Origin of the sequence: Enterobacter sp. R-25 (assembly GCF_049913205.1) — a bacterium.
GTDB lineage: Bacteria > Pseudomonadota > Gammaproteobacteria > Enterobacterales > Enterobacteriaceae > Enterobacter > Enterobacter ludwigii.
The window spans coordinates 4,726,420-4,738,647 of sequence record NZ_CP183982.1 but is presented as its reverse complement, the minus strand read 5'-3'; the positions used below and the strand labels follow the sequence as shown (position 1 = coordinate 4,738,647).

The 12,228-nt window shown below is 54.7% G+C and carries 9 protein-coding genes and 1 rRNA gene; 8 read left to right on the top strand and 2 right to left on the bottom strand.

The annotated features are described in order from the left end of the window. Nucleotides 1–190: 190 nt before the first annotated feature. The 7 genes from kup (at nt 191) to rbsR (ending at nt 8,129) form a co-directional block, all read left to right on the top strand. Nucleotides 191–2,059: a low affinity potassium transporter Kup gene (gene kup / locus ACN9MQ_RS22635; RefSeq protein WP_014172271.1), complete on the top strand. Its 1,869-nt coding sequence runs from the start codon at nt 191–193 to the stop codon at nt 2,057–2,059. 216 nt (nt 2,060–2,275) lie between these two features. Next, entirely contained in the window at nt 2,276–2,695 is a 420-nt protein-coding gene (gene rbsD, locus ACN9MQ_RS22630; protein WP_014172270.1) for a D-ribose pyranase, read from the top strand. A 7-nt stretch (nt 2,696–2,702) separates the two neighbouring features. Further along, a complete protein-coding gene (rbsA, locus tag ACN9MQ_RS22625) occupies nt 2,703–4,208 on the top strand; it encodes a ribose ABC transporter ATP-binding protein RbsA (protein WP_020882771.1) in 1,506 nt (501 codons plus the stop codon). A 4-nt stretch (nt 4,209–4,212) separates the two neighbouring features. After that, entirely contained in the window at nt 4,213–5,178 is a 966-nt protein-coding gene (gene rbsC / locus ACN9MQ_RS22620; RefSeq protein WP_020882772.1) for a ribose ABC transporter permease, read from the top strand. Between the two features lie 27 nt (nt 5,179–5,205). Next, a complete protein-coding gene (gene rbsB / locus ACN9MQ_RS22615; protein ID WP_014172267.1) occupies nt 5,206–6,096 on the top strand; it encodes a ribose ABC transporter substrate-binding protein RbsB in 891 nt (296 codons plus the stop codon). 107 nt (nt 6,097–6,203) lie between these two features. Continuing rightward, nucleotides 6,204–7,133: a ribokinase gene (gene rbsK / locus ACN9MQ_RS22610; protein ID WP_025202725.1), complete on the top strand. Its 930-nt coding sequence runs from the start codon at nt 6,204–6,206 to the stop codon at nt 7,131–7,133. A gap of 3 nt (nt 7,134–7,136) precedes the next feature. Next, nucleotides 7,137–8,129: a ribose operon transcriptional repressor RbsR gene (gene rbsR / locus ACN9MQ_RS22605; protein WP_072255737.1), complete on the top strand. Its 993-nt coding sequence runs from the start codon at nt 7,137–7,139 to the stop codon at nt 8,127–8,129. Here the strand turns inward: rbsR and mdtD are convergent. Together mdtD and ACN9MQ_RS22595 are read right to left on the bottom strand one after the other, a co-directional pair. Beyond that, nucleotides 8,095–9,528: a multidrug transporter subunit MdtD gene (gene mdtD, locus ACN9MQ_RS22600; RefSeq protein ID WP_426021509.1), complete on the bottom strand. Its 1,434-nt coding sequence runs from the start codon at nt 9,526–9,528 to the stop codon at nt 8,095–8,097. The two genes, rbsR and mdtD, sit on opposite strands and share 35 nt — an antisense overlap. After that, a complete protein-coding gene (locus ACN9MQ_RS22595) occupies nt 9,525–10,232 on the bottom strand; it encodes a FadR/GntR family transcriptional regulator (RefSeq protein ID WP_020882776.1) in 708 nt (235 codons plus the stop codon). The genes mdtD and ACN9MQ_RS22595 overlap by 4 nt, the downstream gene beginning before the upstream one ends. A 454-nt stretch (nt 10,233–10,686) precedes the next feature. Between ACN9MQ_RS22595 and ACN9MQ_RS22590 the strand changes: the two genes are divergently transcribed. Further along, a 16S ribosomal RNA gene (locus tag ACN9MQ_RS22590) occupies nt 10,687–12,226 on the top strand. The last annotated feature ends 2 nt before the right edge of the window (nt 12,227–12,228 follow it).

Genomic DNA, 12,228 nt, shown 5'->3' with positions numbered 1-12,228 from the left:
CCAATTGAAGCGAGTATAGACGTTTCAGTCAGGGCTGGTAATAGACTGAAGTGCGGCGCTATTTTCTTTGCGCTACATTAATGCGGTTGCATTTAGGGGTACGATTTTGCATTGAATCGTGCATACTGTGCGCTTTTTGTGGGCCAAGGGACTAAGCACACATTTGTTATTTAAACGAAAAGACTAGTCTATGAGCACTGATAATAAGCAATCATTACCCGCAATAACGCTTGCGGCGATCGGGGTTGTCTACGGTGATATCGGCACCAGCCCGCTTTATACGCTTCGTGAATGTCTGTCCGGTCAGTTTGGTTTTGGTGTTGAGCGCGATGCCGTCTTTGGCTTCCTGTCCCTCATCTTCTGGCTGCTGATCCTGGTGGTTTCAGTGAAATACCTCTCCTTCGTTATGCGTGCAGATAACGCCGGTGAAGGGGGGATCCTGACTCTGATGTCCCTTGCCGGGCGGAATACCTCCGCCAGAATGACGTCGGTGCTGGTTATTATCGGCCTGATTGGCGGCAGCTTCTTCTATGGGGAAGTCGTCATTACGCCCGCGATTTCGGTTCTCTCGGCGATAGAGGGGCTGGAGATTATCGCGCCACAGCTTGATTCGTGGGTTGTTCCGCTGGCGATCCTTGTCCTGACGCTGCTGTTCATCATCCAGAAGCACGGCACCGGGCTGGTGGGCAAGCTGTTCGCTCCGATTATGCTGGCCTGGTTCCTGGTCCTGGCGGCACTCGGTTTACGCAGCATTATTGCTAACCCGGATGTGCTGCATGCGCTGAACCCTTACTGGGCCGTGCATTTCTTCCTGGAATACAAAGTGGTTTCCTTCGTCGCGCTCGGTGCCGTCGTGCTCTCCATCACCGGTGTTGAGGCGCTGTATGCCGATATGGGGCACTTCGGGAAACTGCCTATCCGCGTGGCGTGGTTTTTAGTGGTCCTGCCGTCGCTAGTGCTGAACTATTTCGGTCAGGGTGCGCTGCTGCTGCAAAACCCGGAGGCGATTAAGAACCCATTCTTCCTGCTGGCTCCGGACTGGGCGCTGGTGCCCATGCTGATTCTGGCGACGCTGGCGACCGTTATTGCCTCGCAGGCGGTAATTTCAGGCGTGTTCTCTCTGACGCGTCAGGCCGTGCGTCTGGGGTATCTCTCGCCTATGCGCATTATCCATACCTCCGAGATGGAGTCGGGCCAGATTTACATTCCGTTCATCAACTGGCTGCTCTATTTCGCCGTGGTGATTGTCATCGTCAGCTTCGAGCACTCCAGCAACCTGGCGGCGGCGTACGGTATTGCGGTAACCGGTACGATGGTACTGACCTCGCTGCTCTCCACCACGGTAGCGTACCGAAACTGGCACTGGAACAAATTCCTCGTGATGATGATTCTGGTCGGCTTCCTGTGCATTGACGTGCCGCTGTTCTCCGCCAACCTCGACAAGATTGTCTCCGGTGGCTGGCTGCCGCTGACGCTCGGTCTGGTGATGTTCATTGTCATGACCACGTGGAAAAGCGAACGTTTCCGCCTTCTGCGCCGTATGCATGAGCACGGTAACTCCCTGGAGGCTATGATTGCCTCGCTGGAGAAATCGCCGCCGGTCCGCGTGCCGGGCACCGCGGTGTATATGTCGCGTGCGCTGAACGTTATCCCGTTTGCGCTGATGCATAACCTCAAGCATAACAAAGTGCTGCACGAGCGCGTGATCCTGCTGACCCTGCGCACCGAAGATGCCCCGTACGTCCACAATGTCCGCCGCGTGCAAATCGAGCAACTGTCGCCGACCTTCTGGCGCGTAGTGGCAAGCTACGGCTGGCGTGAGACACCAAACGTCGAAGAGGTGTTCCATCGCTGCGGTCTGGAAGGTCTGAGCTGTCGCATGATGGAGACCTCGTTCTTTATGTCCCACGAGTCGCTGATTATCGGCAAGCGCCCCTGGTATTTGCGTCTGCGCGGCAAGTTGTACCTTATCCTGCAGCGTAACGCCCTTCGCGCGCCTGACCAGTTTGAGATCCCGCCTAACCGTGTGATTGAGCTGGGAACGCAGGTCGAAATCTAGGTCCTCGAGTGGCCTGAAGCCCTCTCCTGGATGGAGAGGGTGCAACCCTAAAAAAGCGGTAACCAAAGGGTTACCGTTTTTGCATTTATCGCCTTCTCATTTCACCTAGCGAAACGTTTCGACGCCGATCACAAATCTGTTATGTCATGGTGGTTTTCTGAACACCGTTAAGACTAAACTGATTTCAGCGAAACGTTTCGCTAGTGGAGCAAGAAAATGAAGAAAGGCACCGTTCTTAACGCAGAAATCTCATCGGTTATTTCCCGTCTTGGGCATACCGATACGCTGGTGGTTTGCGATGCAGGCTTACCGGTTCCGCGCAGCACAACCCGTATTGATATGGCGTTAACGCAGGGCGTGCCCTCGTTTATGCAGGTACTGGACGTGGTGACGGCGGAGATGCAGGTTGAGGCGGCCATTCTTGCGACGGAAATTAAACACCATAATCCGCAACTCCACGAAACGTTGCTCAGACACATTGAGCAACTGCAACAACACCAGGGAAACACCATAGAAATTCGTTACACAACGCACGAGCAATTCAAACAACAAACCGCAGACAGTCAGGCGGTGATTCGCAGCGGGGAGTGTTCCCCGTATGCGAATATCATTCTCTGTGCTGGCGTCACCTTCTGAGGCCATCATGGACGCATTACTGCAACTGAAAGGGATCGATAAAGCGTTCCCGGGCGTAAAAGCCCTCTCTGGCGCGGCACTGAACGTTTATCCCGGACGCGTAATGGCGCTGGTGGGCGAAAACGGGGCCGGCAAATCCACCATGATGAAAGTGCTGACCGGTATCTATCAACGCGATGCCGGCTCGCTGCTGTGGCTGGGTAAAGAGACCACGTTCAACGGCCCGAAATCTTCCCAGGATGCGGGGATCGGTATTATCCACCAGGAGCTGAACCTGATCCCGCAGCTCAGCATTGCGGAAAACATCTTCCTCGGACGTGAGTTCGTTAACCGGTTTGGCAAAATCGACTGGAAAACGATGTATGCCGAAGCGGATAAACTGCTGGCGAAGCTAAACCTGCGCTTCAAGAGCGACCGTCTGGTGGGCGACCTCTCCATTGGCGATCAGCAAATGGTTGAAATCGCGAAGGTGCTGAGCTTTGAGTCGAAGGTTATCATTATGGATGAGCCGACGGACGCGCTGACCGACACCGAAACCGAATCTTTATTCCGCGTTATCCGCGAGCTGAAATCGCAGGGACGCGGGATTGTCTATATCTCTCACCGTATGAAAGAGATTTTCGAGATCTGCGACGACGTAACGGTCTTCCGCGACGGGCAATTCATTGCCGAGCGCGAAGTCGCCACGCTAACCGAAGATACCCTTATCGAAATGATGGTGGGACGTAAGCTCGAAGACCAGTATCCGCATCTGGACAAAGCACCGGGTGAAATCCGCCTTAAGGTGGATAACCTCTGTGGCCCGGGCGTGAACGATGTCACCTTTACCCTGCGCCAGGGGGAGATCCTTGGCGTGGCGGGGTTAATGGGGGCAGGCCGTACCGAGCTGATGAAAGTGCTCTATGGCGCACTGCCGCGTACCAGCGGTTATGTCACGCTCGACGGTCATGAGGTGGTGACTCGCTCTCCACAGGATGGCCTGGCAAACGGCATCGTCTATATCTCTGAAGACCGCAAGCGTGACGGCTTAGTGCTGGGGATGTCGGTAAAAGAGAACATGTCGCTTACTGCCCTGCGCTATTTCAGCCGCAGCGGTGGCAGCCTGAAGCACAAAGATGAACAGCAGGCGGTCAGCGATTTTATCCGTCTCTTCAACGTTAAAACGCCGTCGATGGAGCAGGCGATTGGCCTGTTGTCCGGTGGTAATCAGCAAAAAGTGGCCATTGCGCGCGGTCTGATGACGCGCCCGAAAGTGCTGATCCTTGATGAGCCAACCCGCGGCGTGGACGTTGGGGCCAAGAAAGAGATCTATCAGCTGATTAACCAGTTCAAGGCCGACGGCCTGAGCATCATTCTGGTCTCTTCCGAGATGCCAGAAGTATTAGGCATGAGCGATCGCATTATCGTCATGCATGAAGGGCATCTCGGTGGTGAATTCACTCGCGAGCAGGCCACCCAGGAAGTTCTGATGGCTGCCGCTGTGGGCAAGCTTAATCGCGTGAATCAGGAGTAAGAAGATGACTACCCAGGCTGTTTCTGGTCGCCGTTATTTCACAAAGGCATGGCTGCTGGAGCAAAAATCGCTGATTGCCCTGCTGGTGTTGATCGCGATTGTTTCGACCATGAGCCCAAACTTTTTTACCGTTAATAACCTGTTCAATATTCTTCAGCAGACGTCGGTTAACGCCATTATGGCGGTAGGGATGACGCTGGTGATTTTGACATCGGGTATCGATCTGTCCGTCGGTTCCCTGCTGGCGCTCACCGGTGCGGTTGCGGCTTCAATTGTAGGGATTGAGGTCAACGCGCTGGTGGCCGTTGCAGCTGCGCTGGCACTTGGGGCGGCAATTGGTGCCGTGACCGGTGTGATTGTGGCGAAAGGTCGCGTTCAGGCGTTCATTGCGACGCTGGTCATGATGCTCCTGCTGCGCGGTGTCACCATGGTTTATACCAACGGCAGTCCGGTAAATACCGGCTTTACGGATAACGCCGATCTGTTTGGCTGGTTCGGTATTGGTCGTCCGCTGGGTATCCCGACGCCGGTCTGGATCATGGCTATCGTTTTCCTCGCGGCGTGGTACATGCTGCATCACACCCGTCTGGGTCGTTATATCTATGCGCTGGGCGGTAACGAAGCGGCAACGCGTCTGTCCGGGATCAGCGTCAATAAAGTCAAAATCATCGTCTATTCGCTGTGTGGTCTGCTGGCCTCTCTGGCAGGCATCATCGAAGTGGCGCGCCTCTCTTCAGCGCAGCCAACGGCGGGGACGGGGTATGAGCTGGATGCCATTGCGGCAGTCGTTCTGGGCGGTACGAGTCTTGCGGGCGGTAAAGGTCGCATTGTTGGGACATTGATCGGCGCACTGATCCTTGGTTTCCTGAATAATGGTTTGAATTTATTAGGTGTTTCCTCCTATTACCAGATGATCGTTAAAGCAGTGGTGATTTTGCTGGCGGTTCTGGTAGACAACAAAAAACAGTAACTGACGACACTACAGGACATCTTAGATATGAACATGAAAAAACTGGCTACCCTGGTTTCTGCTGTCGCGCTGAGCGCAACCGTAAGTGCTAACGCAATGGCGAAAGACACCATCGCGCTGGTTATCTCCACGCTGAACAACCCGTTCTTCGTCTCCCTGAAGGACGGTGCACAGAAAGAAGCTGACAAACTGGGCTACAACCTGGTGGTGCTGGACTCTCAGAACAACCCGGCGAAAGAGCTGGCAAACGTTCAGGACTTAACCGTTCGTGGCACCAAAATCCTGCTGATCAACCCAACGGATTCTGACGCCGTGGGTAACGCCGTGAAGATGGCAAATCAGGCGAAGATCCCGGTCATCACCCTTGACCGTCAGGCGACGAAAGGCGACGTAGTCAGCCACATCGCTTCTGATAACGTACTGGGTGGCAAAATCGCGGGTGACTACATCGCGAAGAAAGCGGGTGAAGGCGCGAAAGTTATCGAACTGCAGGGTATTGCCGGTACGTCAGCGGCGCGTGAGCGTGGTGAAGGCTTCCAGCAGGCTGTTGCAGCGCACAAATTTAACGTACTGGCCAGCCAGCCTGCTGACTTCGACCGCACGAAAGGTCTGAACGTGATGCAGAACCTGCTGACCGCGCACCCTGACGTGCAGGCTGTGTTTGCACAGAACGACGAAATGGCGCTGGGCGCGCTGCGTGCTCTGCAGACCGCAGGTAAATCTGATGTGATGGTTGTCGGATTTGACGGCACACCGGATGGTGAAAAAGCAGTAAAAGATGGCAAACTGGCGGCGACTATCGCTCAGCTGCCTGAGCAGATCGGCGCAACGGGCGTGCAGACTGCTGATAAAGTGCTGAAGGGCGAAAAAGTTCAGGCCAAATATCCTGTTGATCTGAAACTGGTCATCAAGCAGTAAAAGGCGAATCAGGCAGTCGCTGGCTGCCTGAGGGACACCCTATAAAGAAAAGTGTGGCATACGCCACCGGGTCACACCGGTGGCGCTCTCAGATGGACACCTCAACCATGAAAACCGCAGGCAATCTTGTCGTCCTTGGCAGTATCAATGCCGATCACATTCTTAACCTTGAATCGTTCCCGACACCAGGCGAAACCGTCACCGGTAATCAGTATCAGGTGGCATTCGGCGGTAAGGGCGCCAACCAGGCCGTCGCCGCAGGACGCAGTGGGGCGAAGATCGCCTTTATTGCCTGCACGGGTGATGACGATACCGGTGAGCGCGTACGCAAACAGCTGGCCAGCGATAACATTGATATTGCGCCTGTCAGCGTTGTCGAAGGGGAATCAACCGGCGTGGCGCTGATTTTCGTCAACGCGGAAGGTGAGAATGTCATCGGTATTCATGCGGGGGCTAACGCCGCGCTGACCACTGAGCGGGTGAACGCGCAGCGCGAGATCATCGCGAATGCCGAAGCGCTTCTGATGCAGCTGGAATCACCTGTTGAAAGCGTCCTGGCGGCCGCAGCGATAGCGCATCAAAATCATACCACTGTCGTACTCAATCCTGCGCCTGCGCGGGTATTATCAGACGAGCTGCTGGCGCTGGTGGATATCATTACCCCGAACGAAACTGAAGCGGAGAAACTGACAGGCGTTCGCGTTGAAAATGATGACGACGCCGCGCGGGCGGCGAAAGTGCTGCACGATAAAGGCATCGGCACCGTTATTATTACCCTTGGCAGCCGTGGAGTGTGGGCCAGCGTAAACGGGGAAGGCCGTCGCGTGCCGGGCTTTAAGGTTAAGGCGATTGATACCATCGCGGCGGGAGATACCTTTAACGGTGCATTGGTGACTGCGCTGCTGGAAGGCAAGAGAATGGATGATGCTATCCGCTTTGCCCATGCCGCCGCGGCGATTGCCGTAACGCGCAAAGGTGCCCAGCCTTCCGTTCCGTGGCGTAAAGAGATTGATGAATTCTTAAGTCAGCAGGGGTAACGCTTGGCCACAATGAAAGATGTCGCCCGCCAGGCGGGCGTTTCTACGTCGACAGTCTCCCACGTCATTAATAACGATCGCTTCGTTAGCGAGGCGATTCGGGAAAAAGTCGAAGCCGCGGTTAAAGATCTCAACTATGCGCCGTCCGCGCTGGCGCGCAGCCTCAAGCTCAACCAGACGCGCACCATTGGCATGCTGATCACCGCCAGTACCAACCCCTTTTATTCTGAACTTGTTCGCGGTGTCGAACGCAGCTGCTTCGAGCGTGGTTACAGCCTGGTGCTGTGCAATACCGAAGGGGATGAGCAGCGAATGAACCGCAACCTGGAGACGCTGATGCAAAAACGCGTCGACGGGTTACTGCTGCTGTGTACCGAAACACATCAACCCTCGAAAGAGATTATTCAGCGCTACCCTTCTATTCCCACGGTGATGATGGACTGGGCGCCGTTCGACGGCACCAGCGATCTCATTCAGGATAACTCGCTGCTGGGAGGTGACATGGCCACCCAGTATCTGATCGATAAAGGCTATACCCGCATCGCCTGCATTACCGGCCCCCTGGATAAAACCCCGGCGCGTTTGCGTCTTGAGGGGTATCTTTCTGCGATGGCGCGGGCGGGGCTTACTGTTCCGGATGGCTACCGTATTACCGGTGATTTCGAATTTAACGGCGGCTTTGAAGCTATGCAGAAATTGCTGTCGCAAGCGCAGCGTCCGCAGGCTGTGTTTATCGGCAACGATGCGATGGCGTTTGGCGCGTATCAGGCGTTATATCAGGCGGGGCTGCGTGTTCCACACGATATGGCGGTGATTGGTTACGATGACATTGAACTGGCCCGCTACATGACGCCGCCGCTTACCACGATTCATCAGCCAAAAGATGAACTGGGCGAGCTGGCCATCGATGTGCTTATCCACCGAATGGCCGAGCCCGGCCTGCAGCAACAACGTCTGCAGCTTACTCCTGTTCTGATGGAACGGGGTTCGGTTTAGCCTTTGCTTTGTGGCGCTCTTTGATCAGGTTGCGGCCATCTTTGGGTTTTAACAGCATAAAGACCAGCGCCGACACGACGGTGAGTGCGCCCATGGTAATAAAGGTATAGTGGAACTGTTCGACGGTGTTCGCGCTGTCAAAACCTTCATAAAACCGCAGCACCGCCGCACTGATGGCTACCCCCAGACTGATCGACAACTGCTGAGTTACTGCCAGCACGCTGTTGCCGCTACTGGCGTTATCGTCGGTCAGGTCGGCGAGGGTGATGGTGTTCATCGACGTGAACTGTGTCGACATTGCCATTCCCAGCACAAACAGGGGCAGGATCAGCATCCAGACCGGTAAAGAGGCGGATTGCAGGGAGAACTGCGCGATCATCAGCCCGATAAAGACCGTTACACCTACCAGCGTCTTACGATAACCAAACCAACGCAACACCTGCGTGACGGTTGATTTGGCCAGAATAGAGCCCATCGCCGTGGGTGCCATCATGCAACCGGCAATCAGAGCCGGGTAGCCGAAACCCACCTGCAGCATCAGTGGCATCAGGAACGGCACGCAGCCCGTCCCCAGGCGTGAGGCAATGTTGCCCGCAATCCCCACGGAAAACGTTCGGGTGTTAAACAGCGACAGAGAAATTAACGGCGTCGGGTGACGGCGTGCATGACGTATATAAAGAAGGAACAGCAAAATACCGCCGAGGATGACGGAGAGTGCAATCCATGTCGCCACGATCTTCTCACCAAACAGCTCCATCCCACTGGAGAAGAGCACCAGGCTCAGGCCAAACAGGAAAAAACCACGCATATCGAAACGGCGTCTTGGGGTGGTGAAGTTCGGCATATATTTGCGGGCATAAAGCAGCCCCGCGACGCCAATGGGAATATTAATCAGGAAGATCCAGTGCCAGCTTGCCCAGGTGACGAATACCCCGCCGAGAACCGGACCCAGTATGGGGCCGACCAGGCCGGGCATTGTGACAAAGTTGAGCACAGGAAGCAGTTCACTGCGCGGATAGGCGCGCAGTAACGCCAGACGCGCCACGGGCATCATCATCGCCCCGCCAACGCCCTGAAGAACACGGAAGATGACCAGCTCTGTAAGAGACGTTGACAGCGCACAGGCCAAAGAGCCGAGCGTAAAGAGCGTCACAGCCAGCATGAATATTTTGCGGGTGCCGAAGCGGTCAGCCAGCCAGCCGCTCACCGGAATGAGCATCGCGACAGTCAGGGTATAACTGATGATGGCGGACTGCATCGCCAGCGGGGATCGGTTAAGGCTTTGTGCAATCGCGGGTAGCGCTGTGTTGAGGATGGTGGCATCCAGTGCCTGCATAAAGAACGCCATGGCTGCAATCCACGGCAATCCGGCCATGCTGCGCGCTTTTTTCTCTCTCATTTATGTACCTGCTGGTGGGTTGGCGCGGCCAGCAATGCCTGGCATGCATCCTGGGCTCGCTGCCCGTCGCTCTCCTGAATGGCATCAACAATCGCCTGGTGCAAATCCAGCTTTACCACTTCGTCTTGCGTAATAGAGGTAAAGTAGGTGTGGTATACCGAATGGAATAAAGAGGCAAAGGATGTCAGGAACGGATTGGCGCTCATCATATAGATGTGTTCATGCCAGGCCATATCGACCTCAATCCAGCGTTCGCGGTTGAAGTGTTTTTTCAGGAACACCATCTCTTCCATCAGGGCATTGAGCTGCGCTTTCTGTTCTGCCGTCCCGAGCGTGGCGGCAAGGAGGCAGGCCTGAGGTTCAAGACTGCTGCGCATCACCAGGAAGTGATCGACAACCTGATGAAAGTTATCTTCCGTCATCCACCATGAGAGCAGTTCCTGATCGAGGAAGTTCCAGTTGCTCTGTGGCATCACACGCGTACCAATGCGAGGACGCGGAAGCACCATGCCTTTTGCCGTTAAGGTTTTCACCGCTTCGCGAACGGCGGTACGGCTCACCCCAAACTGCTCACCCAACTCCATTTCACCCGGCAGGATGCTCCCCGGGGCATATTTACCCGCTAAAATCAGCTGAGCCAGTTTTTCTGCCAGCACATACGACAGGTTTTTTTGGGCAGCCAGTTGTTGTGCGCTTAATGGCATCGCGTTTATTCCTTAAAGATTCATGCTGATAATTATGCCACCTCGGGTGTTATTGTGGTTGCAGATACATCAAATAGAACAATTTGTAGCTTGATTTCACCCCTGTTGGTGAAAAAAAACACGGACAGAAACTTTTTTTGAATTTCCTCTTGTCACTTCAGAATAACTCCCTATAATGCGCCTCCACTGACACGGAACAACGGCACACACGCCGCCGGGTCAGCAGAGATAAGCGAAAATAAATGCTTGACTCTGAAGCGGGAAAGCGTAATATGCACACCCCGCGCCGCAGCGAAAACGAAGCGGCACTGCTCTTTAACAATTTATCAGACAATCTGTGTGGGCACTCAAAGTGACATGGATTCTTAATGTCTTCGGACACTAAATGAATACCAAAGTCTCTGAGTGAACATACGTAATTCATTACGAAGTTTAATTCACGAGCATCAAACTTAAATTGAAGAGTTTGATCATGGCTCAGATTGAACGCTGGCGGCAGGCCTAACACATGCAAGTCGAACGGTAGCACAGAGAGCTTGCTCTCGGGTGACGAGTGGCGGACGGGTGAGTAATGTCTGGGAAACTGCCTGATGGAGGGGGATAACTACTGGAAACGGTAGCTAATACCGCATAACGTCGCAAGACCAAAGAGGGGGACCTTCGGGCCTCTTGCCATCAGATGTGCCCAGATGGGATTAGCTAGTAGGTGGGGTAACGGCTCACCTAGGCGACGATCCCTAGCTGGTCTGAGAGGATGACCAGCCACACTGGAACTGAGACACGGTCCAGACTCCTACGGGAGGCAGCAGTGGGGAATATTGCACAATGGGCGCAAGCCTGATGCAGCCATGCCGCGTGTATGAAGAAGGCCTTCGGGTTGTAAAGTACTTTCAGCGGGGAGGAAGGTGTTGTGGTTAATAACCGCAGCAATTGACGTTACCCGCAGAAGAAGCACCGGCTAACTCCGTGCCAGCAGCCGCGGTAATACGGAGGGTGCAAGCGTTAATCGGAATTACTGGGCGTAAAGCGCACGCAGGCGGTCTGTCAAGTCGGATGTGAAATCCCCGGGCTCAACCTGGGAACTGCATTCGAAACTGGCAGGCTAGAGTCTTGTAGAGGGGGGTAGAATTCCAGGTGTAGCGGTGAAATGCGTAGAGATCTGGAGGAATACCGGTGGCGAAGGCGGCCCCCTGGACAAAGACTGACGCTCAGGTGCGAAAGCGTGGGGAGCAAACAGGATTAGATACCCTGGTAGTCCACGCCGTAAACGATGTCGACTTGGAGGTTGTGCCCTTGAGGCGTGGCTTCCGGAGCTAACGCGTTAAGTCGACCGCCTGGGGAGTACGGCCGCAAGGTTAAAACTCAAATGAATTGACGGGGGCCCGCACAAGCGGTGGAGCATGTGGTTTAATTCGATGCAACGCGAAGAACCTTACCTACTCTTGACATCCAGAGAACTTAGCAGAGATGCTTTGGTGCCTTCGGGAACTCTGAGACAGGTGCTGCATGGCTGTCGTCAGCTCGTGTTGTGAAATGTTGGGTTAAGTCCCGCAACGAGCGCAACCCTTATCCTTTGTTGCCAGCGGTCCGGCCGGGAACTCAAAGGAGACTGCCAGTGATAAACTGGAGGAAGGTGGGGATGACGTCAAGTCATCATGGCCCTTACGAGTAGGGCTACACACGTGCTACAATGGCGCATACAAAGAGAAGCGAACTCGCGAGAGCAAGCGGACCTCATAAAGTGCGTCGTAGTCCGGATTGGAGTCTGCAACTCGACTCCATGAAGTCGGAATCGCTAGTAATCGTAGATCAGAATGCTACGGTGAATACGTTCCCGGGCCTTGTACACACCGCCCGTCACACCATGGGAGTGGGTTGCAAAAGAAGTAGGTAGCTTAACCTTCGGGAGGGCGCTTACCACTTTGTGATTCATGACTGGGGTGAAGTCGTAACAAGGTAACCGTAGGGGAACCTGCGGTTGGATCACCTCCTTACC

Coding starts and splice junctions, on each gene's coding strand:
- kup (WP_014172271.1), top strand. CDS start 191: ATGAGCACTGATAATAAGCAATCATTACCCGCAATAACGCTTGCGGCG.
- rbsD (WP_014172270.1), top strand. CDS start 2,276: ATGAAGAAAGGCACCGTTCTTAACGCAGAAATCTCATCGGTTATTTCC.
- rbsA (WP_020882771.1), top strand. CDS start 2,703: ATGGACGCATTACTGCAACTGAAAGGGATCGATAAAGCGTTCCCGGGC.
- rbsC (WP_020882772.1), top strand. CDS start 4,213: ATGACTACCCAGGCTGTTTCTGGTCGCCGTTATTTCACAAAGGCATGG.
- rbsB (WP_014172267.1), top strand. CDS start 5,206: ATGAACATGAAAAAACTGGCTACCCTGGTTTCTGCTGTCGCGCTGAGC.
- rbsK (WP_025202725.1), top strand. CDS start 6,204: ATGAAAACCGCAGGCAATCTTGTCGTCCTTGGCAGTATCAATGCCGAT.
- mdtD (WP_426021509.1), bottom strand. CDS start 9,528: ATGAGAGAGAAAAAAGCGCGCAGCATGGCCGGATTGCCGTGGATTGCA.
- ACN9MQ_RS22595 (WP_020882776.1), bottom strand. CDS start 10,232: ATGCCATTAAGCGCACAACAACTGGCTGCCCAAAAAAACCTGTCGTAT.